Here is a 26,714-nt window from a genome sequence, read left to right as displayed (position 1 = left end):
TGGACGGTGATGGGCACAGGGTGACAGGGATACGTGACGAACGTTCACCGGATCCGATATTAGTAAGAGGCTGATACGGTTCGGAAACCGGTGCGTACCGTCTCGAAAGGATCGGTTTCGGCTCCGGCGACGCGAAAGCGACCTGGCTTCGCGGACGAAAGTCGTAAGCGACGGCTCTCCTAACGTCCGTTATGAGCACGCTTGACGAGACGGACCTCGAGATCCTCCGGTTGCTCGTCGAGGACGCGCGCCGACCATACAGCGACATCGCCGAGCGCGTCGACCGGTCGGCGCCGACGGTCTCGGATCGGATCGACCGCCTCGAGGAACTTGGCGTCATCGAACGGTTCACCGTCGACCTCGATCGATCGACGATCACCGACGGCGTCGAGGTTCTTGTCGACCTCGACCTCCAGCCGGGAGCCGACGACGGGGTCAGTTCACAACTCGCCGAGACCGACTGGGTCGAACACGTCATCGAGACCGCCGACAGCAGGCTGCTCGCGGTCGCGACCGTCCAGCCGACCCGGGCTCGGGCGCTGCTCGGGGAGGCAGTCGACCTCGAGGCTGTGGAGTCCTACCGGATCCACCTGATCGAGCAACGGCGCTGGTCGCCCTCGGTCGGCGACGCCGACCTCGCACTCGAGTGTGCCGAGTGTGGCAACCCCGTCACGAGCAACGGCGACTCCGTCGTGATCGACGGCGAGCGATACCACTTCTGCTGTCCGGTCTGTCGCTCGAGCTTCGAAGAGCGGTACGCGAGCCTCTCGGAGTCGGCCTGAGTGTCACTCGAAGCGGCGTGCCGTCTCGAGTCGGGGAACTCATTCTGCACTCACGAACGTCGCGGTCCCGTCCTGCTCGATAGCAATCCGGTATGTCATATAGGTGAACTCGATCTCCATCTGTGCGTCGGTGCGGGAGGATGCGAAAAGAGGTTCTCGAGCATCCCATCTATGCAGTCGTACATCGGCGGTAGCTCGGCCGGGTCCGCTCCCTCGAGATCTGCGATCGCTTAATGGAGAACGCTGGGGATTCCCAACGAGTCAACGGAAGCACCTAAGGGGATGACGGCGACACTGTAGCCCAATGGAGACGTCCCACCGCGTCGTCGTCGGCGACTCGAGGGAACTGTCGGAACTCGAAGACGACTCGATCGAACTCGTGGTCACCTCGCCACCGTACCCGATGATCGAGCTCTGGGACGAGCTCTTCGCCGAGTTCGACCCGGCCGTCGAGGAGGCACTCGAGGCCGGCGACGGGCAGGCGGCGTTCGAGACGATGCACGCCCAGCTCGACCGCGTCTGGGACGAACTCGAGCGCGTACTCGTCGACGGCGGCATCGCCTGCATCAACGTCGGCGACGCGACCCGGACCGTCGACGGGAGCTTTCGCGTTTATCCGAACCACGCCCGGATCCTCGAGGCGTTCGAACGCCGCGGATTCGATCCCCTCCCCGACGTCCTCTGGCGCAAGCCGGCAAACAGCGCCGCGAAGTTCATGGGTAGCGGCACCCTGCCGCCGAATGCCTACGTCACGCTGGAACACGAGTACGTGCTGGTCTTTCGCAAGGGTGGGGAGAGTCGCAGCTTCGAGCCGTGTGTCGACCGCCGCTACGAGGCCGCGTACTTCTGGGAGGAGCGCAACCGCTGGTTTTCGGACGTCTGGACCGACGTCAGAGGCGAACTGCAGGCACTCGAGCGAGACGACCTGCGGGAGCGATCCGGCGCGTTCCCCCTCGAGATCCCGTACCGGCTGATCTGTATGTACTCGGCCTACGGCGACACCGTCCTCGATCCGTTCTGGGGGACCGGGACGACCACGCTCGCGGCGATGTGTGGCGCTCGCGATTCGGTCGGCTACGAACTCGAGTCAGAGTTCGTCTCGGTGTTCGAAGACCGGGTCGGAGACGTCGTGGAACTGTCCCGGTCGGTGGCCCAGACCAGACTCGAGGATCACCGCGCGTTCGTCAGTCGGCGTCGCGCGGACGGCGACGAACTGGGCTACGACGCCGAACACTACGACTTTCCCGTGATGACGAAGATGGAACGGGAGATCCGACTCCGGGAAGTCGAGGCCGTCCGGGAGACGCCGTCGGGATACCGACTCGAGCACGCTCCGCTCGAGCGGGCCTGATAGCGACGGCTGCGAGCCCTTCGTCGGTGCTGCTGGCCACTGGCCGTGCGACTGCAGCACACGCAAGCCGAACTCCCACACGCTCGCTCGTCGTATCTATCGTTGGTTTTCGTTCATGGATAGCGAACACGAACGCAATCACGACCGTCCGGGTTCCAAGTGGGCCGGGCCTCGGGACGTCACAGGTGGGCGCGCGACGCCTCTTCTGTCGAGCCCGACTCGGCGACTGGTGACCGACGGTGGTACGAGCGAGGGAGAGACGGCGTCTTCCGAAGACGGCGACGACGAGTCGGGCGACGAAGTGGAGACGGCAGAAACGGAGAACGGCGAATCGGAAACGGGAGACGACGAGACGACGGCAGGGAACGAGCTGGAAGGCGAGGAGACGGAAGGTGAAGAGCCGACAACGGACGACGAGACGGAGATGGATTCCGACGAACACGGCACCGACGCCGAAGCGACGTACGAAGACGAAGACACCGCTGGCGTCGCTCACCTCGATCTCGACGGGTTGTTCCTCGACGTGCTCGGTCTCGAGGTCACCCTGAACGAGGTCAACCTCGACGTGTCGGCCCGGCCGGGCGAGAAGAACCTGCTCGGGAACCTGTTGTCTGCGGTGTCCGGGCTACTCGGCGGCGGTGGGTCGCTGCTCGGTGGCGTGACGGATCGACTCCTCGGCGTGCTTCCTGGCGTCGGCGGCGAAGCGAACGGAGCCGAACAGGATGGAGAAGATGGGGCACGTGGCGGGGTCCTCTCCGCGATCGCTGACCGGTTGCGCGGCGTCGTCTCCTCGATAACCGGATGGATCCGAGCGAAAGTAAGCGGGGCGATCGCGGCCCTGCCGCTCGAGCAGGTCGTTGCGACGGTCGTCAAGACGGCGATCAACCAGCTCGTCGAACAGGCCGAGTCGACTGCGAGCAAGGCGACCGACGAGGGAGCTGACGCGGAAGAACAGATGGAACAGGAGCCGGAATCAGAGAGCGATCAACAGGCCGAGGCCCAGTCATGAGCGACGAAACGTTAGTAGAGCGACTCGATTACGAACGGATCGCCGACGAAATCGAGGTCGAAGAACTGTTCGAGGGAACCCAGTGGGAAGACCAGCTCGAAGACGACGAGAACCTCGGCGAGACGATCGGCGGCATCGTCGGCGAGATCGTCGGACGGGCGGTCGGCGAGGTGCTCGGCCGGACGATCAGCGAGACGCTCGTCGAGGAGGTTCTCGGCGATGGAGAGGCGGAGGCCGAAGCGGAAAGCGAAGCCGAACCCGAAGAAGACGTCGAGGAAGAGCCGGACGACGAGGCCGAAACGGACGAATCCGACGAGGAGGAACGCGAGTCGGAAGCCGACGCGGACGACGGAAACGGGGGCGAGGAGAACGAATCGGAGTCCGAAGACGACGGCAACGAGGGGTAACTCGATGCGAGACTCCACGAGCGACACGCCGGTTCAGTCGCACTCCGGCTCGAGGTGGTCACCGTGAGTGACTCCGACCTGACCGACGTCGTCACCGAGGAAGTGACCAACCAGCTCGACGTCGGCGACCTCCTCGGTGACGGCAGTCTCGAAGCAGAGATTGACACGGCGAAAGTCGGTGCGTCAGTCGGTCGCGAGTTCGGCGAACGGCTCGGCCGCGAGCTGGGAAGAGAGATCGGTCGGGAGGCTCACGCGACGATTGCGGAAGGGTTCGAACAGGAGAAACGACTGCGAGCGATTCTGGCCGACCTCAAGGAGGCCGTCCTCGAGGCGATCCGAGATGCCGTCCGCGGGTTCGGTGCCAGCGAGACGGTCGGGTCGCTCCTGCGGACTCTGGGTGACGACGGTGGCCTCGGCGAGCAACTGACCGATGCGGTGCCGACCGGCGAACGCGAGGATGCGACGGAAGACGCCGAAGCCGCCGAGACGGAGGATGAGACCGGCGAATCCGACGCCCCAGAGCCGGACGCGGATACGTCGGCCGCGGTCGAAGCCGAGGCCGAAGCCGGAGACGCAGACGACCAGACCGCCGTCGAGGACCTCGAGAACCTCCGACGAGAGACCCTCGAGGACTTCCTCGAGGTGATGTCCTACGAGGACCTGCAGTCGGTCGCGAAAGATGTCGGCGTGAAAGCGAACCTCAGCAGAGAGGAGATGACAGACCGGATCGTCGAGACGGTCACGGAGGAATCGTGATCGCCCGATTGCCGGAGGTGACCGAGCCGTGACCGGAGTAGACGAACGGGCGAGCGACCTGCTCGCGGAGGCGGAGGCGGCTCTCGAGTCGGTGCCGACACCTGGAAATGCAAGCGAGGACGAACTTCACGAAACGTTCGAGGACGGTCTGCACGAGACCGCAGACGACGCCAGCGACCTCCTCGAGACGACGGACGCCGACGAGCTACTCGCCGCGCTCGGACTGGCAGAACTGTCGGACGGGAGCGAGCCGGCGTCGATTCCCGAAGCTATCGTCCACGGCGAGCGCGAACGGGTCGCGACGCTCCGTGCGCTCCTCACGCTCGCCAAACTCGCCGACAGCGAGGACGAGTCCGAGCGACGACAGTCGCTTTCGACCCTCCAAGAAGCGGTCGACGAACGGACGGCCGACGAGCCGAGGACGGAGACCGAAGACGGGGCCGAGACCGACGAAGGGGCGGTCGACGACCTCGAGGGTGAATTTCGGGAGACGGTGCGGTCGACGCTCGAGAAGTTCGGCGACGACGTCCGTGGGTTCCGTGATCGACTCGAGACGGTGGCGAGCGATACCGACGACGGTGGCGACGATGACGGCGGCGGTGACGAGGCGAGCGAAGAGGACGACTGGATTCCGTCCGGAGCGGATTCGTCGCGGAACCCGACGACGTACTCGACGATAGCGCCGCCGCCATCGGAGCGACCGGACGTTCGGAGCGTGACGCGACACTCGACGATGCCCGACCGGAACCGGTCGAGCGAAACCGAAAACTGAGTCGGGCGCGACGACTAGCGATCGCTCGCCGATACGGTGAACGGGCGGGCCGACGAGGATTGTGTCCGATCGGGAACGTTTCGGTCTCCGGTGACGACGACGCCGGCTGCGACGCGTTCGACGCCCGTCCGGTTGGGAAGGTCAGCGCGCGAGACAGGCAGCAGAGTGAGCAAGTCGCCGTCGCTCGTTACGACCCACTCCGTGCCGGAGTCGTCGTCCCAACAGCACGGTTGCCACGCTCCAGATTCGAATCGTTCCCAGACCTGTACGTCTCCGTAGTACGTTCCGTCACTGCACGCGTATACGGTCCTCCCCATCGGTACCGTTAATCACTCCATCAGCTGTCATAAAACCTTTTGGCCACTTCCCGATGTTTTCGACGATCGTACCAAAACTCCTGTAATATTGTACATCAAACACAATATTGGGCACTCTCAAGTATTGTATCCATCCGTGGCCGGTGTTCCCGATGCCGTGACGCACGAACGAGCGAGGCCACCACCCACCGTCACGACGGCTCAGTTTTGAGGAACGAACCAATGTGCCTTTGCTCGTTCGCTCCATATCCCTCGGGCATGGACAGGCGTACGTATCTTCGGTCGCTCGGGATCGCGGGTATGGCCGGCGTCGCAGGCTGTCTCGAGACCGTCCCCGGCGTGGGCTCCAGTCGGACGGTACTCGGGCCGCCGGAACAGGACCTGAGTGCCTCCACCCATCCCACCCACGGCGACGAGTTTCCGTCGCTTTCGCTTCCCGACCCGCTGCTCGGCGAGGAGGTCTCGACCGAGGGCTTCGAGGGCGAGCGCGCGTTCTTGCTGACGTTTATCTACACGAACTGCCACGACGATTCGTGTCCGATGTTGCTCTCGCGGCTCGCTCACGCACAACACGACGCGATCGATGGCGGGTACGCCGACGAAACGGCCTTTCTGGCGATGACGTTCGATCCGGACAGAGACACCGAAGACACACTCCGTGAGGAAGCGGAGATACAGGACGTCGACCTCGAGGCTGGTAACTGGCACTTCCTGCGTCCGGAGAACTTCTTCGAGGCACGGGACATCCTCGACGAGAAGTTCGGGCTGACGCTGCGAAACGAGGCCCTGGAGGACCACGACCACAACGAGACCGACGACGATGGCGACGACCTCGAGGGCGAGTACGACATCGTCCACTACAACCTGATCCTGCTCGTCAACAAAGACGGGATCGTCGAACGCGCGTATCCGAACGCGACGAGCGTCGAGTGGTCGACGATCAGCGACGACCTCGGGACGGTGGTCGAGGGATGAGACGGCGCGATCTCATCGCAGGCGTCGGCAGCCTGGCCGTGCTCGCTGGCGGTGGCGTCGTCGCAACACAGGGGCTGCCGTCGGCCGGCGACGGTGGCGATGACGCCGATAGGGGAGACTACAGCGACGATCCGATCGAGATCGAGACGGTCGACGCGCCGGGCAGCGAGGCCGGGACGATGGCTGTCCCACAGCCGGGACAGGTGATGGTCCTCGATTTCTTCATGACGACCTGTGGCGTCTGTCAGGACATGATGCCGGTGCTTGCCGAGGCGAGAGCAGCACTCGACGACGACAACGACGTTCGCTTCCTGTCGGTGACGCACGAACGCAGCATCGAGAACGCAGAACTCGCCGAGTGGTGGGCCGACTACGACGGCGACTGGTCCGTCGGTCGCGACGAGAGCGTCGACCTGTTCGAACGGTACGGTGTCACGGGCGTCCCGGAAACCGTCGTCATCGACGGCGCGGGGGACGTCCACTGGAACAATACCGGCCGGAAGACGGTTGAGGAACTCGTCGACGCCGTCGACGGTACCGTCGCCGCGATCGAGGAACCGACCGACGAGTCGAACTAACCAATGGTCCACTCATAGATGCGACGACGAGAACTCATCGCCGGGCTCGGAAGCGTCGCCGTCCTCGCTGGCGTGGGTGCGGTTACGACCGACGCGTTCAACGGTGACGACGAGCCCGAAACGTACGACGACGACCCGATCACGGTCGAGACGATCGACGCGCCGGGCAGCGAGGCCGGGACGATGGCCGTTCCACAGCCGGGACAGGTGATGGTCCTCGAGTTCTTCCTGACCTCCTGTTCTCACTGCGAGCGCCAGCTGCCGACGCTTCGGGAGGCACGGGCGGAACTCGAGGACGACGTGCAGTTTCTGGCGGTGTCGAACGATCCCGGTGGAACCGTCGAGGAGGACACGCTCGTCGAGTGGTGGGACGAACACGGCGGCGAGTGGCCGGTTGGCCACGATCCGGACCTGGAACTCGGTGAACGCTACGACGCCATCAGCGTCCCCGTGACGGTCGTCCTCGACGAGCGAGGGACGCCACACCTGACCGAGGCGGGCGACAAGTCGGTCGACGAGATCGTCGACGCCGTCCAGGCCGCCAGTACCGTCACCGAGGGTGATACCTGACGATGTTCGATGCTGCAGTACTCGGAACGATCGGATTCGCGGCTACGATGGGCGTCGCGACGTTTTTCTCCCCGTGTGCGTACCCGCTGTTGCCCGGCTACGTGGGATTTTACGTCAGCCAGACCGACGGCGACGCCTCACTTGGCGGCGCGATCAGTCGGGGTATCGCCGCAAGCGTTGGCATCCTCGCGACGTTCGCCGTCCTCACGGCGGTGGCGTTCTCGATCGGACACGCGGCCTTCTCGCGCGTCACGATCCTCGAGCCGGTCGTCGGCGCGCTTCTGGTCGTCTTCGGCGTTCTCGTCGTCGTCGACCGTGCACCGTCGCTGTCGATGACCCTGCCAAAACGTCGCTCGAGCGTGCTCGGGTTCGGAATCTTCGGAACCGGCTACGCACTGGCGGCGGCCGGCTGTGTCGCGCCGCTTTTCGTCGGCGTCGTCGGCCGGGCGGTGACGCTCTCGACCAGCGGTGCGGTCCTCGTAATGGCGACCTACGCCGGGATCGTCGCCGCACTCATGCTCGCGGTGACCGTCGCAACCGGGATGGGGCTGGTCGCGGGCGCGGGCCGGCTATCGGCATACATCGGGACGCTCGAGCGGGTCGCCGGCGGTGTAATGATCGTCGCGGGGCTTGCCCAGATCTATCTCGGCGTCGTGGGTACGCTTCCGGTCTGAGTTCGCGGGTCGAACGCGGACGTCAGTCACCGAGAAGCGGACAGCACGACTCGTTCGATCGACGCGACAGCGGACATATACTCGCGACGAAACGTAGAAGATTGTGTGATAGTTCAGTAAGAAACAAGTTATATTATGTTAATTCAATAGATTTTGTCTGAGAAAGGTTTATACACGTATCGTGATAGTACCCGGTTGCATGGCACGCGAACTTGCGGTACTGGTCTATCACTACGGGGGTCGTTCGTTGGACGGTCCAACGGAATCGAGAACGGAGGTGAAACGGTGAGCACGAACGCCATCGGAGCCGGCCGTGCGAAACTTCAATCGCAGGTCGGAGACGGTGTCGTCGCAGCGGTCCAGCTCGACCACCCCGATCTCTTGTTGCGGCCGACGCTCCGGCGTGGATCGGACGTGATGGTCGAACCCGACTACCAGACGACCGTCGACGGAGACCACACGCTGTTGTATCTCACCGCCTACGCCTCCGCGTTCGAGGAGTTCGAGGCGGGGCTCGAGGACGATCCGACCGTGGTCGATCCGATCCTCATCCGTCGTGACTCCGATCGACACGTCTACCGCGTCACGCTTACCGATCGCGCGATCACGTACGTTCCGGCGACGGCCGAGGTCGGGGGGCGAATCCTCGATCAAACGGGCCGTCGGGACGGCTGGACCGTGCAGTTGTGGCTTCCGGATCGGGATGCACTTGTCGCGCTCAACGACCGCTGTCAGGACCGAGACGTCGCCTTCCAGGTCACGTACCTGCAGACGGCAGACGAGGAGAACGACACCATCGTCGGTCTCACACCCGAGCAATCGGAGTTGCTTAGCGTCGCCTACGAAGAGGGGTATTTCAAGGTGCCACGGGAGATCTCACAAGCCGAACTCGCACGGCGGTTTGGCGTCTCGAAATCCGCGATTTCACAGCGACTCCGCCGAGCGATCGACGATCTCTGTCGTCGGACGATTGCGTGACCGTGGTGGCGTCGTATTGACCGATGCTCGTCGATAGCGACGTGGCCCTGCCTTCACTCGAACGGCGGGGGACAGGCATGGCCGACGTGTCGGAGAACTTCAGCATGGGTGCTCGTCCCCTGAACACTGGTCTGTGACCAGCAGAATCCGCGACGTCGGTCCGAGAGAAGTCGACTTACTCTTCGTCTTTCATCTCCCCGAGCTGGGAGACGAGTTCGTCCGTCGAGAGGTCGGACTCGAAAGACAGCTCCCCTTCGTGGTCGTTCTCGTGGACGTTGACGGCTTCGACGTCCTCGTCATCGTCTGCCGTCTGCTGTTGTTGTTCGGATTCGTCGTAGCTACCAAAACCCATACGTTACGATGGAGGTGGAAGACGGAAAGGTGTACCGGTATGCGTATTCGATTCGTCGGATATACCACGGCACACAGCGACGAGAAACAGCCGATTAGCCGCTTGGTCGGCCGTCGTTCCGGGATATCGAGCGGCTACAACCGGACCGGCACGTCCCGCTCGTCGAGGTACGCTTTGACCTCGCCGATCGAGTACTCGTCGAAGTGAAAGATCGACGCCGCAAGCGCCGCGTCGGCTCCGGCCTCGGTGAACACCTCGTGCATGTGTTCGGGCTTCCCACAGCCCGAGGAGGCGATGACCGGCGTGTCGACGGTCTCACAGACCGCTTTCGTCAGTGGGATGTCGTAGCCGTCTTTCGTCCCGTCCCGGTCGATCGAGTTGACGAACAGCTCGCCCGCGCCACGGGATTCGGCCTCGGCGGCCCACTCGAGGACGTCGATTCCCGTTCCTTCACGCCCCCCCTTTTTCGTGCACTCGAACCAGACGGACTCGCCGTCGACTTCGACGTAGTGTTCGCCGGCCTCGTCGTACCGGCGACGGGCGTCGACGCTGATGACGATACACTGGCTGCCAAACGCCGACGCGCCGTCGTTGATCAGTTCGGGACGTTCGAGCGCGCCGGTCGTGATCGAGACCTTGTCCGCGCCGGCACGCAGGGTCTCTTTGATGTCCTCGGTCGTCCGGATGCCGCCGCCGACCGTGAGCGGGATGAACACCTCGTCGGCGACCTGCTCGACGACATCGAGCATCGTCTCCCGGCCCTCGGCAGAGGCCGTGATGTCGAGAAAGACGAACTCGTCCGCGCCAGCTTCGTTGTACTCGCGTGCCATCGCGACCGGATCGCCCGTGTACTCGAGGTCCTCGAAGTGAACGCCGGTGTAGACCGCCGGGTCGCCGTCGTCGTCGATGTCGACGTCGATACAGGGGATGATGCGTTTGGTCAGGCCCATGTGCGTGTGGCGGACGTAGACGCCAGAGGTAGTAAAGCCGTCTGGATCTGCTGCCTGCGCGGCGAATTCGGGTGTACGGCTTGCATACTCTTTGCCGGAGACACCGTCGGAGACGGTATGAACGCCCGGGAGACGCTCGAGGGGATATACCGGACCGCGAGCGACCGCGAAATCACGCTTCTCGCGGCCGGTTTCGCGTACTACGCGTTCGTCTCGTTGATCCCGCTCGTGTTGCTGGCGCTCGTGGTTGGCTCGCTGCTCGGCGGAGAGGAACTCGCCGAACGGTTGATCGACGCCGCCGGCGACTTGCTTCCCGCGGCCGGTGAAGACCTCGTCACTGCTGCACTGACGACCGAGGCGGGCCGTGCGGAAGCGTCGATCGTTGCACTCGCCGTCGCGACCTGGGGTGGCCTGAAGGTGTTTCGGGGACTCAGCAAGGCCTTCGACGAGGTCTACGGCACGGCAGGCGAGGACTCCCTACTCGAGGAGCTTCGTGACGGCATCGTGGTCGTCCTCGCGGTCGCGGGTGCGATCGCGTTGATGATCGTCATCGGCGTCGTCCTCGGGATCGTCGCGGACGAGATCCCCGCCGCCGGCTCGCTCGGCTGGCTCGCCCTGTTACTCGGGCTCTTTCTCGCCTTTCTCCCGGTGTACTACGTCCTTCCACCGGTTCCAGTAGGCCTCGTCGAGGTCGTTCCCGGAGCCGCCTTCGCCGCCGTCGGCTGGGTGGTCCTCCAGGCCGGCTTTCAACTCTACGCCGCAAATGCCGCTCGCTACGAGGCCTACGGTGCCATCGGTGCCGTGTTGTTGTTCGTCACCTGGCTGTACTTCGCCGGTATCCTAATCCTGCTCGGAGCCGTGATCAACGTGGTCCTCGCACGACCGGACGCCGCCGCGTGATGCCCGGAGTTATACTGCCGGACGTACGTCGTGAACGATTCTCGCCGCCTCGGGGTGGCGAGAATCGTCACACAGGTACGTCCGATAGTATATAACGACGCAGCCGACAGGTGTGGACGATGAGCGACGACGAGGAACGCGCGGACAACGAGGACACCGCGACCGACACGGACGACGGCAGCGACCCGATGTCTCCCGGCGGTGGACCACGGCGCGTCGTCTCGGATCAGGGCGTCGACGACATCCTCGAGTCGATCTCCTCGATGCCAGACGGGGACGAGACGACGCCAGCCGACGGCGAGGACGGAGGCGTCCGGATCGAGGACGAGCCGGCAGACGACGATGATCCAAGCGCCGAGTCGCCACCGGCCGATCTCGAGTCGGCGGCGGACGACCTTGCCACACGAGTCGAGCGCGGCGACGTAACTGGCGCGGACGTTCGCAGCGCCGAAGCCGGAGCCGACCGCGAGCCGACGCCTGAGGTCGACGAACTCGACCTCTCGCTCGAGGACCTCGAGGCGGGGCCGGACTCGGCGGACGTGGCAGCCGAACCGGAACCGGCCGACGGTCCGCTCGCGAAGTCGGGAGAGGAGGGGACGACGGCGACAGCGACACGGGAGCCGAATTCGGACGATGACGGTGCAGACGGAGCCGACGACGGCGGTATCCTCGCCAGGATCCGGCGGCTGTTCTCACCGTAGACGACCGTTCGATTCCTTCGTGTCTCTCTCCGGCACTCCCTGTGAGGACGCTCTATCGTGCTCTCGGGATCGCCCTCATCAGCGAACACCCGCCGCTGTTAATACTGTCGGTCGTGGACCGATGAACTGGCGTGTGCCAGAACCGGCGTTGCAGCGCATGTCAGCCCGTCCGCTCTCACAGGTAGGGTACGTATGTATGACCGACAGTATAAGCGTGATGTGGACGTGGCGTGTGCTCGAGTGAAGGGTCGGCCGAGGAGAATACGGCGGTCGGTAGTTTCACCTCGCTGGACGACCCAGCGGAAGATATGCCGACCTACGACACAATCTTGATTCCGACCGACGGTAGCCGACCGGCCGAACGCGGCGTCGAACACGGACTCTCGATCGCCGCCGACAACGATGCGGACGTCCACTTCGTTCACATTATCGACAAGATCCGCCACGGAGACACGCCAGCGCTCTCGAACTACGAACTCACGCTCGAGGACGCCGAAGACGAGGCGCTCGCCGATCTGGAAGCGCTCGCAGAGCGCGCCCGCGAGCACGATCTGGACACGGAGGTTCACTGCAGACGTGGCATGCCACACGAGGAGATCGTCACAGTGGCCGATGCGGTCGACGCCGACCTCGTCGTGATGGGGAAACACGGTGAGGGAGAAGCCGAACTGCCACACATCGGCAGCGTCGCCGACCGCGTGCTCCGGACCTGTGGCTGTCCCGTCTTTACGGTCTGATACCGGATTCCGGACTCGATCGCCCTCATCGCTCGCCCGACAGCGCCGCGAACAGTCGATCTTCGAACTCGTCTCTGTCGAGGCCGCTCGAGGGCCCGATCCCCTGCATGTGATCGAGCGAGAGCTGTCCGCCGCCCATCCGCGCGTGACCGCCGGCGCTTGCCATCGGGATGTCGCTGACGACGTGTCGGAGCGTCTCGCCCATGTGGACCCGGTCGTCGCGCGAGCGCCCGGAGAGATGAAGCGTCCCGTCGTTCTCACCGTAGACGACCACGGCAGTGACGCCTTCGAGTTGCACGAGTTCGTCTGCGGCCTGTGGGATCGCGTCGACGTTTCCGATCTGGCCGACGTCACAGACCGCAAACGACCCTTCGACGCGTTTGTCCGTGATCGCGTCGGCTTTGATCTGTAACACTTCGTCCGAGACCTGCGGGTTCGCGATCCGATCGAGCAGGTCCTCGTCGATCCCCGGAAAGAGGAACGCGGCGGCCTCGAACTCGGCCGCGGAACATCCCTTTGTCAGGTGGTTCGTATCGGAGAGAATGCCGTACAAGAGTCCGGTCGCTAGTTCCGGCGAGATGCCGGGTCCGTCGTCGTCCTCGTCTCCGATCCCGTCGATGTCCTGAAGATACTCGACGACGATCGTCGATGCCGCGCCGTAGTCGGTTCTGACGTCCGTAAACTCCGTCCCCGTCCCGTTTCCGGGATGATGATCGACGACGCCGATCGGCTCGATCCGCTGTGCGCCGGCGAACCCACGGGCGGTGTTGTGATCGACCAGGACGACCGCCTCGGAGGCGAGATCGGTACTCGTCTCTATCGTCTCCAGATCGAGTTCGAGCACCGTCCGGAACGCACGGTTTTCCTGGTGGCGGATCTCGCCGGCGTACTGCAACGTCACGTCGGTGTCGACCGACTCGGCGATCCGTGCGACACCCATCGCGGACGCCATCGAGTCCGGATCCGGGTTCGGGTGCATCAACACCGTCACGTCGTCGTACCCTTCGAGGACGCGCTGGAGGCGGATCCCCACGGGTCGCCGGAACCAGCGGACGAGCCACCAGCCACCGAGGACGGCAACGAACACGACGACGACGGCGAGCGAGAGCACGAGCGGATCGACGTCCTGGAGCGCGTCGGTCGTCCCGTCGACGACGAGCGGTGCGGTCGCCCCGTCAGCGGTCGTCCGGACGATCCGGTCGCTCATACGCCACAGTCAAAGTGAACGACCAAGAACTTTCTCCCTCGTTGGTCGTTTGTTACGGTCGACGTCCACGTTCGCGACGGAACTGCTCGATCGCGTCGCGATACCCCTCGCGGTAGGTCGGATACACGAGATCATAGCCCAGTCCCCGGAGTGTGGCGTTCGAGCACCGCTTGCTCGTCGATACGCGACGACGCGTCGCCTCCGAGAGATCGTCCTCGGCGAGGCGTTCGTCGGTCGTCCGCTTCTCGGGCGGCTCGAGCCCACACTGTTCGGCCAGCCAGTCGGCGAACGTCCAGCGATCTGCCGGCTCGTCGTCGACCACGAGCACCGTCTCCTCGCGTGCGAGGTCGTCGGTGAGCAGGAATCGAACTGCGCCGGCGGCGTCGTCGCGGTGGATCATGTTCAGGTAGCCCTCCGTGACTGGCCCCTCGAGGTAGCGCTCGAGGCGGTACCTATCGGGACCGTACAGCCCTGCAAAGCGGGCGACGGTCCCGTCGATACCGTACCGATCGGGAACCTCGAGAGCGATTCGTTCGGCCTCGGCGAGCACCTCGGTCTTGTCGGTCGTCGGCTCGATCGGCGTCTCCTCGTCGACCCAGTCGCCGCCGTGGTCGCCGTAGACGCCCGTCGAGGAGGTGTAAACGAACCGTTCGGGTGGGTCCTCCCGCGTACCGAACGCCTCGATCGCCGTCTCGAGACCATCGACGTAGATCTCGCGGGCGGCCTCGGCGTCGCGGCCGCCGCTGCTGGCGGCGAAGACGACGCCGTCTACGTCCGGCACGACCGCAAGCGAGGGCGACTCCGTGACGTCCGCCTGCACGCCCTCGAAGCCGTCCGATTCGATCGCTGCGACCCCCTCGCTCGACCGCCTGACCCCGATCGGATCGTGTCCCGCCGCGAGCAGCTGCCGGCCGAGCTCGCGACCGACGTAGCCACAGCCCAGGATAGCAACGCGCATGCTCGGGACTCGGGCGCGCGGAAGTATATATGATCCGGACGGATCTCCGTCTCGGATCCGCTAGCGTAGCCCGAGGCGACGCGTTCCCACCTTCGCCGCCGTCCAGGCCGGATAGAGTGCGTTGTAGACGCCGTGTGGCGCGTTCCGTGCGGTCGCCCGCAGCAGCCGATGTGACAGCGGCGGCTCCGCATCCGCGACGAGGTCCTCGAGGTCGACCTCCTCGAGCCACGCGAAGAACGCCCGCTCGACGGGCGAGCGGGGCTCGGTCTCGCGGACGCGGTCGCGGATGTCGGCCCACATGATGCGTTCGTCCTCGCCGAGGACCCACTCGCCGCGTTCGAACGATCGCCGGAGGTCGGCGTAGTCGGCGTCTGCGAACCGGTAGCCGTGGTCGTTGGGGTCGAGTCCCGACAGGCGCAAGCCGACCATCGTGCGGTAACACTTCTCGCAGGCGCTGCAGTTGCCGTCCATCCGGTCGTTACAGGTCTGGAGCTCGAGGTCGTCGCCGGTCTCGCGAACGAACGCAGCGATGGCGTCGATCCGTTCCTGGCGGGTCAGCTCGTAGCCGTCGTGATGACACTGCGTGCCAGCCCAGCGAACGTGGTCGTCGATTTCCGGCCGGGAACCCCACTCGAGGTCGACGCCTTCCCAGTGGGTGGCAGCGACGTAGAGGTTCTCGAGCCCGCGTGCGTACGCGAGCGGCGCACAGAGCCCGAGCAGACCGAGCCCGTGGCCGACGGAGCTGTACCAGCCGCCGTCGACCCGGTGGCCGAAGTGTGCGAGCAACATGGGGTTGTCGAGCGTCGCGAGCATGTTCGACTCGACAAACGACGCCTCGAGGTCGCGTCGGTCGGCGACGCGGGTGACCCGCGACCGAAGGTCGGCCCACTTGCCGTCGTCGACCGGGTCGGGCCTGACCGTCCACCCCCGGACGCTGATCAGCGTGGGCGCTTCCTCGCGGTGGCGGACGAGCGAACACGTCGAATCGACGCCGCCGGTAAACAGCAGGCCGCTCGCACTGTCGTCGCCGCTACTGTCGGGCGCGACGTCGACGGTCTCCCGGACCTGGAGATCCCCGCCGAGCATAAACTCCGGGTACAGCGAACGGAGCGCAGTCTCGGCGTCCTCGAGTGCGTGTGCGAAGGTGGTGTCGACTTCGTCGACGTAGACGTCCGCCCCCTGGGTCCAGGCGACGGGACAGACCTGCGCGAGGACGGGGATCGCGAGGACGCCGTCGGGGACGTCCTCGATCTCGACGTCGTACCGCGCTCTGAACGGCTCGCCGGTGAAGAATCGCCGCATGGACGGCGACGGGCGGACAGTACACTCGAGGCTGGTTCCGGTCACGTCGATTCGGTCGATGCGGACGAACGGGTCGGATTGCATGGTGGTCGGGAAACGGCAGCGTCCGATACCGTCTCGTGACCCGACGGATCACGAACGACGGTAAAAATCATCCGAATCGTTGAACCGTTTCGAAAATCCGTACCGTCTGCGAAGGCGCGAGGACGTGCTCGTATTCCTGAACTACTGCAGCGGGTTCGAGGGCATCCGCAGCTATTCTGTGGATAACAAATTACCGCGTCACAGACCGTCGCGGCACATGTGTATCGGTAGTCGTTCGGATGGCTGTGACGGGTCCGCTGGATCGACCGCCGGAGTGGACGACGTCGAGACATGACACGTCCTGCATTGAACTGGCTCCTCTCGGTCGGGTTTCTCTCGATCGCGGTGGCAGTCGCCGTCGCGAGAGCGTCTCCGCCCGACGGGTACGAGGCGTCGATCTACGCCGGAACGCCGACTGTGACCTGGGTCGGGATCGCGGTTGCCTTCGCCGTTGCACTCGGCGTGACACTCGCCTGTCGCGGTCGGTACCAGGCGCTTGGAATCGCACTCGGCGCGACGGCGATCACGTCGATCGTGAGCCTTCCGCTCACCAGGAACTACCGCTTTTCCGGGATGGGCGACGCGCTTACACACCTCGGCTGGACGACAGACATCGTCGACGGCTCGCTCGCACCCTACGAGCTGTTTTATCCCGGAATGCACAGCCTCGGGGCGATCATCCACCTCGTCGGCGGCGTTCCCCTCGAGCGAGCCCTCCTTTTCTCGCTCGTGGTCGTGTTCGTCCTGTTCGTCGTGTTCGTTCCGCTCGTGGTGCGTGACATAACCGGCAACGCGGCCGCCGTCGGATTCGCCGCGATCGTCTCCTGGTTCGTCCTGCCGATCAACAACATCGCGACGCACACGAGCGTGCATACGAACTCCAACGCGTTGTTTTTCGCTCCCGTCGTGATCTTCGCGATCGTCGCGTATCTGCGGCGTCACGGCGACCACACGGCGTTGCCGTTCGGCGTCTCGCCGTACGGCGTGGTCGTGCTCGTGACTGGTGCCGGACTGTTGTTCGTCCACCCCCAGCAGATGGTAAACGTCGTGCTCGTGTTGGCGACGATTTCGCTGATCCAGTTCGTGGCTCGTCACCGGTACGTCTCTCACCCGATCGTCGAACAGCCGACAGCGTACGCTCACACGGTCGTTCTCGGCGGCTTTTTCCTCGTCTGGTCGGCGAGCAACGAACGGTTTCGGCAGGCGTTCGCGGGATTGATATACGGTCTGCTCACCCAGGACGTCGGTACGGGTGAAGAGGTCGAACAGCGAGAGACGTCGCTCGCGGAGATCGGCGGCAGCGTCCCCGAACTGTTCACGAAGCTGTTTCTCGTCAGCGCGCTCGTCGCCGTCGTCGTCGGGCTGTTCGTACTGCTCACCTGGCTCGGCTGGACGCGAACCGACCGCGAGTCGAAGGCGTTCGTCACGTACTTCGGTGTCGCCTCGATTCCGCTGTCCGTAATCTTCGTCGTCTACTTCTTCGGTACCCAGGCGATGGCGTTCCGACAGGTCGGGTTCATCTACGTCCTCGGGACGATCCTCGCCGGCATCGGCCTCGCCCACGGCTTCGGACGGCTCGCAGGCTTGCTTCCGAGGCCCGGGTCGAACACGCTCGCTGCGATACTGCTCGGGACCTGTCTCGTTCTCTCGCTGCCGGTCGTCTTCGCGTCGCCGTACATCTACTCGCCGACCCAGCACGTCACCGATCAGAAAGTAAGCGGCTACGGGTCGGCACTCGAACATGGCGACGACCGCCCCTACGCGGGGCTCGGCTTCGGCGTCAACCGGTACGGTGACGGGCTCAATGGGGTCGAAGGGGACGAACGTGGCAACTACGAGGGCGTCGACGACGGACGAGTCGACGTCGACGAGTTCGAGTCCGGAAACTACAGCGGCGCGTACGGAGACGGCGAGTACTACTTCGTCGCCACGGAGTACGACGAGACCCGAGAGTTCGAGGTCTATCAGGAACTCCACCACAGCGAAGCGGCTCTCGAGGGCGTCGATGCGTCCCCGAACGCGAACAAGGTGGTCTCGAACGAGGAGTTCCGGATGTACGCCATCGAGTCCGACGAGTGAGCCCGGACGACGCCCGATCGATTCGGACTGACTTTCCGGTCCGGTATGACTCGCTCGCACGGACCACCACACGATCGGGAATGGTACGGACAATCGATGATTGTCGCCTATCGCCGATCGAACCGGTCGTCTAACTAATCGATTACGGCCGCGAACCGTCGAACGTCCGACCCGATTTCGACTGCGAGCACCGGAAGATATTCGAGCAGCCCGGCCGACGCTACTGACCGAATTCACGACGGAGAACGGCTATTCCCTCGAGTAACAGTCTATTTCCGTTCCGTTTCATCCGCGTAACTGGCCCTTTTCGTTCGACTCATCCGGATCGTCGGCGACCGGACACTGTATTTAATTCGCGAAGAAATATCCAAAATGCCGTTCCATTTGCGTAGTGTATTATTTACATTCAATAAATTTAATAGGGATCCACAAGGAAAGGTTTATAGAGAAAACGCGGGGTTACCCGAATGCAATGGCGCAGAACCCCCGCGATACCGAGACCGAGACCGCCCTGAACGAACGCAGTAACTCGCGATTAACGCGTCGTTCCTACGTTCGCTCGCTCGCTGCAGTTGCGACGGCGACGACCGGTGCGGCAGCGCTCGGAACCGCGTCCGCCGACGAGTACGAGGTCGTCGAACTCGAGCCCGGCGAACGACACGAGGTCCAAGTCGGCGACGGCGAAACGCTCGAGAACAAACTCTACGACCAGACGGCCGACGGCGCACAGGTCGTCATCGTCGCCCAGGGTACGGACTGGACGGTCCGTAACATCGGCATCGCCGGCGAGAACGTCGCCGAGGGTGCCCAGTTCGGCGTCGCCGACACCGGCGGCAACACCAGTACGATCGAGAACGTCTACCTCGGCGACGGCGCGATCGACCAGCACCGGGCCGGCCTCGGTATGTGGGTCTCGCCCCAGCACAACGGCCACCTCGACGTCGAACGCGTCAACATTCAGGGGATGGGTGACAACTCCTTCTACTGTTCGCCCCCCGGCGGCAGCGGCACCGTTCACATCGACCGCTGTTACTCGAAGAACTCCTGGGTCGCACACTATCGACTCGCACAGGGGAAAGTTACCAACTGTGTCGCCGTCAACGACGGCGAGGACCACGACGGCCGGGGTATCTGGGCCTGGGCTCCGGGTCCCGTCGAGGTCGAGAACTGTCACCTCCTGATGAACGACCGCCACAACGCGTTCGTCGGCGGCGCGAGCAACCAGGGCTCGCGCATCGAAGTTACCGACACCGAGTGGGACACCGGCGTCGTCGAGTCTAACGGCAGTACCATCGAGTTCGTCTCCGGCAACGGCCGCGACCCCGAGGACGTCGTTCCCGACGGCTGTCCGACCTCCCCCGAGGAGGCAGCAAGCGGCGACGGCCAGACGAGCTCCGAAACGGACGAATCGCCCCTGCGCGACCGACTGTTCTAACCCCCACTGACACTCGGCGTCACCCTCCACTCCACCCCTCCACTCGACGCCGCATTCGTCCCCCTGACGCTCGGCCCTCCGCCGTCTCGTCCCCCTGACGCTTCGTTCGACGCCGTTTTGATTTTTCGTGACGGTCGTTCGACCGCCTTCTGTCCCGGCTAGCTGTCGGATCGTGACGACTGTCGGCGATTCAGCGCCGATTCGAGCGTAAGCGGCGGGTAATACGATATTACTCGCCCGACTGAGCGTCGGCCTGTTATATATATTCGTGAATAAATACGGAAGATTGATCGAGATGTACGTAATGAACAATTGAATATACGTAAATTTAACCGATCTATCGGAAGTAAGGTTTATGCGAGTATAGTCTGATTACCCGAACTGCATGGCACGCGAACCTTCGGTACTGGACGATTACCACGCGGACCGCTCGTCGGACGAGGGTCCGACTGGAGGCGGTAATGACGGATTACTTCACCGACGATCGTATCTCAAACTCGCTGGCGCGACCGCGGCTGTGGCTGCAGGCACGGCTGCAGCCGGCACTGCGGCCGCCGACGAGTACGAGGTCGTCGAGCTCGAGCCGGGCGAGCTCCGGACGGTACGACTCGACGACGGTGAAACACACGAAAACGTACTCTACGACCAGCGCGCGAACAACGCACAGGTCAGGTTCAGGGTGAACGGCTCGGACTGGACGATCCGAAACATCGGCGTCGTCGGGCCGCACAAGGCCCGTGGCTCGTACATCGGCTGTTCGGTCGACGCCGGATCGACCGGTCGCATCGAGAACGTCTACCTCGGCGACGGCGCGATTAACCAGAGCCGCGCCGGACTCGGGATCTACGTCGCGCCGCGACACAGCGGCCACCTCGAGATCAAAAACGTCTACGTCGAGGGCATGGGCGACAACTCCTTCTACTGCTCGCCCCCCGGTGGCAGCGGCACCGTCCACATCGACGGCTGTTACTCGAAGAACTCCTGGGTCGCACACTACCGACTCGCCCGCGGCCAGGTGACGAACAGCGTCGCCGTCAACGACGGCGGTGGCCAGAATGGCCGCGGTCTGTGGGCGTGGGCCCCCGGTCCCGTCGAGGTCCGTGACTGTCACTTCGTGATGAACGGCCGACACAACGCACTCGTCGGCGGCGCGAGCAACCGTGGCTCGGAGGTCGAGGTCTACGACACCGAGTGGGACGACGGCCTCGTCGAGTCAAACGGCAGCACCATCAATCTCGTCTCCGGCAACGGCCGCGATCCCGAGGACGTCGTTCCCGACGGCTGTCCGACGTCGGCTGAGGAAGCCGCAAGCGGCGGCTCGGGATCGAGCGGTGACGCACCGTCAGATCCGGACGAGACCGACGAGACGGATCCGGCCGACGAACGCGACCACGTCCTCGTCGCCGACGGTGAACCGGGCGAGCCGACCGACTACGAGCTCACCGTCGACGGCGGCCCGATCGAACCCTCCGCGTACGACGGCGCGACGATCAACGACAACATCTCGATCGCGGACGACGAGGCCCAGGCCACCGGCCGCGTCTACGGAGGGGTCGACGCCTGGGCGTTCGACGGCGATCTCGAGACGCTCGAGGCAGACGGTCCCGCGACGTTCGCTCTCGACGGCGAGGAGATCGATCCTGACGACCGCGACGATGACGACAGCGACGCGAACGTGCTCCTCTTCGACGGCAGCGAGGAAGCCACCACGCGATACGAGTTCGTCGTCTCCGGCGACGTCGCCCCCTCGACGGACGAGGGTGCGACCGTCGACGACGAGGCGACCGTCGAAGACGGCACCGCCTCGGGCGTCGTCGCGAACTGGAAGGACGCGTGGCGGTTCGACGGCGACCTCGAGGAACTCACCGTCGACGGACCGGCGACGGTCGTCCTCGACGGCGAGGAGCTCGATCCCGACGAGTACGGTGACCGGTTGCCTCACACCCTCGAGATCGAAGCCGGCGACGAGCCCGCAAGCTACGAGGTAACGGTCGACGGCGAGATCGAGTACGACGGCGACGACGACGTGACGGTCGTCTCGGGGACCACCGTCGAGAGTTCGATCACGGAGGACGTCCAGCGGTTTCACTTCGCCGGGACGATTACAGCCATCACCGTCACCGAGGGGAGTGCAACGGTGAGAGTCGACGGTGAGGAGATCGATTCCGACGAGTACGGCGAAGACGAACGACTTCCGCACGCGCTGGTCGTCGACGGCACCGAGGCGTCGGGTCCGAGCGTCTACTCGATCCACGTCGATGGCACCCTCGCCAAGGCGAGCGCCGGTGACGCGAACCACAAGGCCGTCGTCTCCGACGGAACCGTCCGCGGCGTCGTCGCCGACTGGAACGACGCCTACTGGTTCGACGGCGAGGTCGAAGACGTCACGGTACTCGGCGAGGCGAACGTCGACGTCGAGTACAACGCACGAGATCAGTAACGAGTCGCGGATCGTGCTGCGCCATCCGATAGACGGGCGTGCCGACGCCACGACCGTCGCTCGAGTTCACGAAACGGATCCCGCGCCGGGATCGAATCGCTGGCACGCGACTGTCGAACTCGAGGCGACGACGGGCGTCGGCTGTGGTGGGTTCAGTGACGGGGGAAAGTCCGACACCGGCGTGGACGTTACGACATCAGTTCGAGATAATCGCCCGCGAGTTCGACATCTTGTTCTTCGAGTCCGAACCGATACAACGCGGCGAGGAAGGTACCGACGCCGGCCGCACTTCCGACGACGACAGCGACGAGCCCGCCGAGGTACAGTCCGACGACGAACATCACGAAGGCGCTGGCGGCGGTTGCAGCAAGGGGTTTCCAGAGATCGACCGAGTAACCGACCAGTCCCTCGAGATACCAGACCTGAAGCGCACGGACGACGTTGAGCGACGCCAGCACGCCCGCGGTTGCGATCGCCGCGCCGACGAGACCGAACTCGAGGATGAAGTAGTAGTTGAGAACGACGTTGCCGACCCCGAGCACGAGGTGGTTCGTCATGACGACGTACTGGTGGTCGGTCATCGTCAACAGGTCGTTTGCGGGGCCGGCGGCGGCGTTGAACAGCTGTCCGGCGACGAACAGCGTGACGACGGCGGTTCCGGCGACGAACTCGGGGCCAAACAGTGCGAGCACCTCGGTCCGGTAGACGACAAGCGGCAGGGCGACGATCAGCGAGGCCGTGATCGACCACCGGGTCACCGTCTCGTACACCGACTCGAGTTGCCCGCGATCGTCCTCGGCGTACAGCCGGGAGGCGACGGGCGGAAACAGCTGGTTGATGCCGATAAGCGGCATGGCGATGATCCCCGCGATCAAGACGGCGATGTTGTAGATGCCGACGCTCGCCGAGGTCAGGAAGATCCCGACCATGAAGACGTCGACGCGTTTGAACAGGAACGAACTCGCTTTCGAGAGCGAAAGCGGAGCCGAGTAGTTGTAGAAGTCGGCGACCTCCTGCCGGTCGAACTCGACGGACGGACGCAGATTCGTCCGCCAGAAGGCATACCAGATAGCGATCAGAAACGCCATGAGACACGCGAGCGCGTAGGCTGCGGCGACGCCGAGCAGCGAGTAGCCGACGGCGACGGCAGCCACGACGGCGACGAGTTGCAGCGTCGGTCCGAGAACCATCACCACGGTCTTGTCGACGGCTCGCTCGAGTCCGCGGAACGTACTCGAGACGATGTGGACCAACGCCTGGAACGGGAGCGCGATCGCGAACACCTGCATCGCGGGGGTAAACAGCGGCTCCTCGAGCGTGTAGGCGTTTATCGTCGGCGCGGCGACGTAGAGGATCGCCGCGATGAGAACGCTGATGGCGATCGTGGTGAGGTAGGCGAGTCCGAGCGTCCGGTTCTGGTAGGCTCTGTTGTCGTGGTTCGCCGACAGGTATCGCGTCGCCGAGACGTCCGTCCCGAAGTTCGCGAACGTCAGCACCGAGGCGAGTACCATCGTCCCGTAGGCGTAGATGCCGTAGACGCTCGCCCCGAGCGTCCGGGTCAACACGAGGTTCAGCAGAAAGCCGCTGACGTTGACGACGAGAGTCCCGACGTAGTGAAGCGACGCGCCGTCTGCGACCGATCGTAGCGACGCCAGTCCGGTCTTGCCAGAAGAATCGTCGGCCATCCACCGGGCGTTCCCGATTCGTTCATTTAGTAGTGGGCCGGTTACGGGCGCGCTGACGGGCGACGCTCGACGGCGAACGGCTCTCCTACACCCCAGCGGGCTTTGTCGTCGTGTGGATAACAGGTGCGTAACAATGATCGCACTCGCCGACAGCCGCCGCTATGCGAAACGTCGTCTTGCTCTGTCTGGATTCCGTCCGAAAGGACACGTTCGACGCCTACGCCCGTCGGCTCGACCGGCGGATCGAGCTGTCCTACGAACAGTGTCGTGCCGCGAGTTCCTGGAGCGCCCCGAGCTACGCGAGCATGCTCACCGGCGACCTGGCACACGACCACGGTGTCTGCACCCACGACAAACGCGTCTCGAGCATCGACCCCTCCGAGACGTTCCTCGCACGCGAGGCATTCGAGGGCCACGAGGCGATCGGCGTGAGCACGAACGCCTTCGCCGGCTCGGCGTTTGGCTTCGACCGGTTCTTCGATCGGTTCGCGGACGTGACGGAGTCGAACCGGTATCCCGACGCGCTCGATCCGGCTTCGCTGACCGCAGAGTCGGATGCGTCCGGTCCGAGCGCCTACCTCGAGTTTCTCCGGGAGGCAGTGAGACACGATCGTCCGCTCGAGAGTCTCGCAAACGGCGCGGTCGGCTTTCTCGATACCGTCTCGGCGGACGCGCCGGTCCCGAAGCTGTTCGACGACGGCGCACGTGCCGTGATCAAAGAGAGCAAACGATCGATCACGACGTCCAGAGAGCCGTTGTTCCTCTTTACGACGTTTATGGAGGCTCACACACCACTGCAGCACATTCGCGGGTTCGACCGCTCGCTACACTCGGCGTCGAACGGATTCACGACGTACGAACGCTCCGTCTGGGAGCTGATGGAGGCGACCGACGACCACGAGTCGTTCCTCGAGACGCGTCGCGAGCTGTACGACGCCACCGTCGACTACCTCGATCGGACGATTACGCCCTTCCTCGCCTGGCTCGAGACGAACACCGCCCTGGAGACGACGGTCGTGATCACGGCAGACCACGGCGAGAATCAGGGCTACCCCTGCGAGGAGGGGCACGTCCGCCACAAGAGCAGCCTTTCAGAGGGGCTGTTACACGTCCCGCTCGCGGTCGTCAACCCACCCGACGGCTACCCGGAGATCGAAGATGGCTACGTCTCTCACCTCGAACTCGGCGATCTCCTCGCGGCGTTCGCCCGGGAGGAGGTCGTCGACCTCACCCGCGACCGCGTGGTCGCCGAACACGTTGGCATGAGCGCGGGACCCGAGCCGCCGGAGCGTCGGGAGTACTGGGACCGGCTGATGCGGGCGGCCTACGAGGACGGACGAAAGGTCGTCTGGGACTCGCTCGGAAACGCGAGAGCGTACGGTCTCGACCCCGCGCGGCCGTGCTGGCAGCGTCGGGTCGAGGACGACGCGTCGGTCCCACCGTGGGCCGAGGAGTACTTCGACGAGGACGCGGCGTCGGCCAAGCGACGGCTGGCCGAAGACGGCGAGAGTGAAGACGCCGTCGACGCCGCCGTCCAGGATCGACTCGAGAAACTCGGCTACGCCTGAGCGCTCCCATCGGGTCTACTGGCGTTCAAAGCCTGAACTGATGGGTGAAACCGAGTGCGGTTGACCGGTTTCACTCATCAGTCGACGCTTGCAAGTGCACTAGGGCGTGGCTAGCGTTTCGTTCCGGGAGCATAACAACGGGTTCGCCGCCGGCGTACTCGAGTAGTATGGTCGACTCGATCCTGCCGGGGCGATACACCGCAGCGAACCTGAAGCGGGTCCTCCGGAATCCCGAGCTCCTTCGGAGAGAGCTGTTTACCCTCGCACTGGGCGTCAACTCGCGAACGCGAACCGTCCTGAACGCGTTCGCGGGCGCGGACCGGGGCGTCGACGTGATCGCCGCCGACTGGGACAACCTCCTGATACTGGACGCCTGTCGGTACGACCTCTTCGCCGCCCGCGCCGACCTCGAGGGCGAGCTCCGTCGGGTTCGCTCGAAGGGCAGCGACAGCTGGGAGTTCATGGAACAGAACTTCGCGGGACGGAACCTCCACGACACCGTCTACGTCACCGCAAACCCTCACGTCTACCAGCTTCCCGAGGGGACGTTCCACGCCGTCGTCGACCTGCTCGAGACCCGCTGGGACGAGGAGACGGGGACGGTCCACCCCGAGGCGGTCGTCGAAGAGGCGATCGCGGCCCACGAACGCTACCCCGAGAAACGTCTGCTGGTTCATTTCATGCAGCCCCACTTTCCGTTCCTAGGGCCGACGGGTCGGACGTTCGCTCACACCGGGATCGACGCCCACCTTGCAGACGACGACCGAAGCGACGCGCCGAATCCCTGGTTCGGATTGGTCTACGGCGACGAAGTCGGTCGCGAGCAGGTACTCGCCGCCTACCGGGAGAACCTCGACCTCGTTCTCCCTCACGTCGAGGAGCTGCTCGAGACGCTCTCGGGAAAGAGCGTGGTCACGTCGGATCACGGCAACCTCGTCGGGGAACGAGGGTTCCCGATTCCGATCCGGATGTACGGCCATCCACGCGGGCTCCATCACGAGGAGCTGCTCGCGGTACCCTGGCTCGAGAGTGAACGCGACGAGCGCCGCCGGACGGTCGCCGAGCCGCCGGTCGACGCCGACGCAGACGCCGACGCAGACGAGGGTGTCGTCACCGACCGACTGCGTTCGCTCGGGTACGCCTGACG

General features: G+C 64.5%; 27 protein-coding genes. 19 read left to right on the top strand and 8 right to left on the bottom strand.

Features of this window, described 5'->3' with window-relative positions; all coding sequences use genetic code 11:
• Positions 1 to 191: 191 nt before the first annotated feature.
• The gene (locus tag QQ977_RS15555; RefSeq protein WP_285926693.1) at positions 192 to 782 is read left to right on the top strand and encodes a winged helix-turn-helix transcriptional regulator; all 591 of its coding nucleotides are present in this window, start codon (positions 192 to 194) and stop codon (positions 780 to 782) included.
• A gap of 95 nt (positions 783 to 877) precedes the next feature.
• Here QQ977_RS15555 and QQ977_RS15550 read toward each other — a convergent pair whose 3' ends face one another.
• Positions 878 to 967, bottom strand: coding sequence for a hypothetical protein (locus QQ977_RS15550; protein ID WP_285926692.1), 90 nt, complete (start codon positions 965 to 967; stop codon positions 878 to 880).
• 119 nt (positions 968 to 1,086) lie between these two features.
• On the opposite strand from QQ977_RS15550, the gene QQ977_RS15545 reads away from it, so the two are divergent.
• The 5 genes from QQ977_RS15545 to QQ977_RS15525 all read left to right on the top strand — a co-directional run bounded on the left by QQ977_RS15545 (position 1,087) and on the right by QQ977_RS15525 (position 5,077).
• Complete coding sequence (locus QQ977_RS15545) at positions 1,087 to 2,133, top strand: DNA-methyltransferase (protein WP_285926691.1); 1,047 nt, start codon at positions 1,087 to 1,089, stop codon at positions 2,131 to 2,133.
• A gap of 229 nt (positions 2,134 to 2,362) precedes the next feature.
• A complete protein-coding gene (locus QQ977_RS15540) occupies positions 2,363 to 3,142 on the top strand; it encodes a hypothetical protein (protein ID WP_285926690.1) in 780 nt (259 codons plus the stop codon).
• Positions 3,139 to 3,549: a hypothetical protein gene (locus QQ977_RS15535; RefSeq protein WP_285926689.1), complete on the top strand. Its 411-nt coding sequence runs from the start codon at positions 3,139 to 3,141 to the stop codon at positions 3,547 to 3,549. The genes QQ977_RS15540 and QQ977_RS15535 overlap by 4 nt, the downstream gene beginning before the upstream one ends.
• A 63-nt stretch (positions 3,550 to 3,612) precedes the next feature.
• Positions 3,613 to 4,305, top strand: a complete 693-nt coding sequence (locus tag QQ977_RS15530) for a hypothetical protein (RefSeq protein WP_345783342.1) — start codon at positions 3,613 to 3,615, stop codon at positions 4,303 to 4,305.
• 28 nt (positions 4,306 to 4,333) lie between these two features.
• Positions 4,334 to 5,077, top strand: coding sequence for a hypothetical protein (locus QQ977_RS15525; protein ID WP_285926687.1), 744 nt, complete (start codon positions 4,334 to 4,336; stop codon positions 5,075 to 5,077).
• Positions 5,078 to 5,091: 14 nt separating this feature from the next.
• Here QQ977_RS15525 and QQ977_RS15520 read toward each other — a convergent pair whose 3' ends face one another.
• On the bottom strand, positions 5,092 to 5,394 hold the full coding sequence (locus QQ977_RS15520) for a hypothetical protein (RefSeq protein ID WP_285926686.1): 303 nt from the start codon (positions 5,392 to 5,394) through the stop codon (positions 5,092 to 5,094).
• Between the two features lie 258 nt (positions 5,395 to 5,652).
• Here QQ977_RS15520 and QQ977_RS15515 point away from each other — a divergent pair, with 258 nt between their 5' ends.
• The 5 genes from QQ977_RS15515 to QQ977_RS15495 all read left to right on the top strand — a co-directional run bounded on the left by QQ977_RS15515 (position 5,653) and on the right by QQ977_RS15495 (position 9,169).
• Positions 5,653 to 6,369: an SCO family protein gene (locus tag QQ977_RS15515; protein ID WP_285926685.1), complete on the top strand. Its 717-nt coding sequence runs from the start codon at positions 5,653 to 5,655 to the stop codon at positions 6,367 to 6,369.
• A complete protein-coding gene (locus QQ977_RS15510; RefSeq protein ID WP_285926683.1) occupies positions 6,366 to 6,947 on the top strand; it encodes a TlpA family protein disulfide reductase in 582 nt (193 codons plus the stop codon). Before QQ977_RS15515 ends, QQ977_RS15510 begins: the two co-directional genes overlap by 4 nt.
• Before the next feature lie 18 nt (positions 6,948 to 6,965).
• The gene (locus QQ977_RS15505; protein ID WP_285926682.1) at positions 6,966 to 7,517 is read left to right on the top strand and encodes a peroxiredoxin family protein; all 552 of its coding nucleotides are present in this window, start codon (positions 6,966 to 6,968) and stop codon (positions 7,515 to 7,517) included.
• Positions 7,518 to 7,519: 2 nt separating this feature from the next.
• Complete coding sequence (locus QQ977_RS15500; protein ID WP_285926681.1) at positions 7,520 to 8,191, top strand: cytochrome c biogenesis CcdA family protein; 672 nt, start codon at positions 7,520 to 7,522, stop codon at positions 8,189 to 8,191.
• A gap of 285 nt (positions 8,192 to 8,476) precedes the next feature.
• Positions 8,477 to 9,169, top strand: a complete 693-nt coding sequence (locus QQ977_RS15495) for a helix-turn-helix domain-containing protein (protein WP_285926680.1) — start codon at positions 8,477 to 8,479, stop codon at positions 9,167 to 9,169.
• A gap of 175 nt (positions 9,170 to 9,344) precedes the next feature.
• Here QQ977_RS15495 and QQ977_RS15490 read toward each other — a convergent pair whose 3' ends face one another.
• Both QQ977_RS15490 and hisF read right to left on the bottom strand, forming a co-directional pair.
• Positions 9,345 to 9,521: a DUF5786 family protein gene (locus tag QQ977_RS15490; protein WP_285926679.1), complete on the bottom strand. Its 177-nt coding sequence runs from the start codon at positions 9,519 to 9,521 to the stop codon at positions 9,345 to 9,347.
• 134 nt (positions 9,522 to 9,655) lie between these two features.
• Positions 9,656 to 10,471, bottom strand: coding sequence for an imidazole glycerol phosphate synthase subunit HisF (hisF, locus tag QQ977_RS15485; RefSeq protein WP_285926678.1), 816 nt, complete (start codon positions 10,469 to 10,471; stop codon positions 9,656 to 9,658).
• A gap of 117 nt (positions 10,472 to 10,588) precedes the next feature.
• On the opposite strand from hisF, the gene QQ977_RS15480 reads away from it, so the two are divergent.
• The 3 genes from QQ977_RS15480 (at position 10,589) to QQ977_RS15470 (ending at position 12,809) form a co-directional block, all read left to right on the top strand.
• A complete protein-coding gene (locus QQ977_RS15480; RefSeq protein WP_285926677.1) occupies positions 10,589 to 11,371 on the top strand; it encodes a YihY/virulence factor BrkB family protein in 783 nt (260 codons plus the stop codon).
• Positions 11,372 to 11,490: 119 nt separating this feature from the next.
• Positions 11,491 to 12,072 carry a hypothetical protein gene (locus QQ977_RS15475; RefSeq protein WP_285926676.1) on the top strand — a complete coding sequence of 194 codons (582 nt, stop codon included), beginning with the start codon at positions 11,491 to 11,493 and terminating at the stop codon, positions 12,070 to 12,072.
• 308 nt (positions 12,073 to 12,380) lie between these two features.
• Positions 12,381 to 12,809, top strand: coding sequence for a universal stress protein (locus QQ977_RS15470; RefSeq protein ID WP_285926675.1), 429 nt, complete (start codon positions 12,381 to 12,383; stop codon positions 12,807 to 12,809).
• A 25-nt stretch (positions 12,810 to 12,834) separates the two neighbouring features.
• Here QQ977_RS15470 and QQ977_RS15465 read toward each other — a convergent pair whose 3' ends face one another.
• The 3 genes from QQ977_RS15465 to QQ977_RS15455 are packed head-to-tail and all read right to left on the bottom strand — an operon-like array spanning position 12,835 to position 16,360.
• Entirely contained in the window at positions 12,835 to 14,016 is a 1,182-nt protein-coding gene (locus tag QQ977_RS15465; RefSeq protein ID WP_285926674.1) for a DHH family phosphoesterase, read from the bottom strand.
• Positions 14,017 to 14,068: 52 nt separating this feature from the next.
• Positions 14,069 to 14,974, bottom strand: a complete 906-nt coding sequence (locus tag QQ977_RS15460; protein ID WP_285926673.1) for an SDR family oxidoreductase — start codon at positions 14,972 to 14,974, stop codon at positions 14,069 to 14,071.
• Between the two features lie 60 nt (positions 14,975 to 15,034).
• Positions 15,035 to 16,360, bottom strand: coding sequence for a hypothetical protein (locus tag QQ977_RS15455; RefSeq protein ID WP_285926672.1), 1,326 nt, complete (start codon positions 16,358 to 16,360; stop codon positions 15,035 to 15,037).
• 291 nt (positions 16,361 to 16,651) lie between these two features.
• On the opposite strand from QQ977_RS15455, the gene QQ977_RS15450 reads away from it, so the two are divergent.
• From QQ977_RS15450 to QQ977_RS15440, 3 genes are all read left to right on the top strand, one after another.
• The gene (locus tag QQ977_RS15450) at positions 16,652 to 18,439 is read left to right on the top strand and encodes a hypothetical protein (protein ID WP_285926671.1); all 1,788 of its coding nucleotides are present in this window, start codon (positions 16,652 to 16,654) and stop codon (positions 18,437 to 18,439) included.
• A gap of 472 nt (positions 18,440 to 18,911) precedes the next feature.
• Positions 18,912 to 19,874: a hypothetical protein gene (locus tag QQ977_RS15445; RefSeq protein ID WP_285926670.1), complete on the top strand. Its 963-nt coding sequence runs from the start codon at positions 18,912 to 18,914 to the stop codon at positions 19,872 to 19,874.
• Between the two features lie 385 nt (positions 19,875 to 20,259).
• On the top strand, positions 20,260 to 22,314 hold the full coding sequence (locus QQ977_RS15440) for a right-handed parallel beta-helix repeat-containing protein (protein ID WP_285926669.1): 2,055 nt from the start codon (positions 20,260 to 20,262) through the stop codon (positions 22,312 to 22,314).
• Positions 22,315 to 22,502: 188 nt separating this feature from the next.
• On the opposite strand, the gene QQ977_RS15435 is transcribed toward QQ977_RS15440, so the two are convergent.
• Positions 22,503 to 23,999, bottom strand: a complete 1,497-nt coding sequence (locus QQ977_RS15435; protein ID WP_285926668.1) for a flippase — start codon at positions 23,997 to 23,999, stop codon at positions 22,503 to 22,505.
• Between the two features lie 161 nt (positions 24,000 to 24,160).
• On the opposite strand from QQ977_RS15435, the gene QQ977_RS15430 reads away from it, so the two are divergent.
• Complete coding sequence (locus tag QQ977_RS15430) at positions 24,161 to 25,567, top strand: sulfatase-like hydrolase/transferase (protein ID WP_285926667.1); 1,407 nt, start codon at positions 24,161 to 24,163, stop codon at positions 25,565 to 25,567.
• A gap of 167 nt (positions 25,568 to 25,734) precedes the next feature.
• Entirely contained in the window at positions 25,735 to 26,712 is a 978-nt protein-coding gene (locus tag QQ977_RS15425) for a hypothetical protein (protein ID WP_285926666.1), read from the top strand.
• Positions 26,713 to 26,714 lie beyond the last annotated feature (2 nt).

The organism is Natrialbaceae archaeon AArc-T1-2, assembly GCF_030273315.1.
GTDB lineage: Archaea > Halobacteriota > Halobacteria > Halobacteriales > Natrialbaceae > Tc-Br11-E2g1.
The sequence above is the reverse complement of the archived record's forward strand: the minus strand, read 5'-3'. Positions and strand labels throughout refer to the sequence as shown.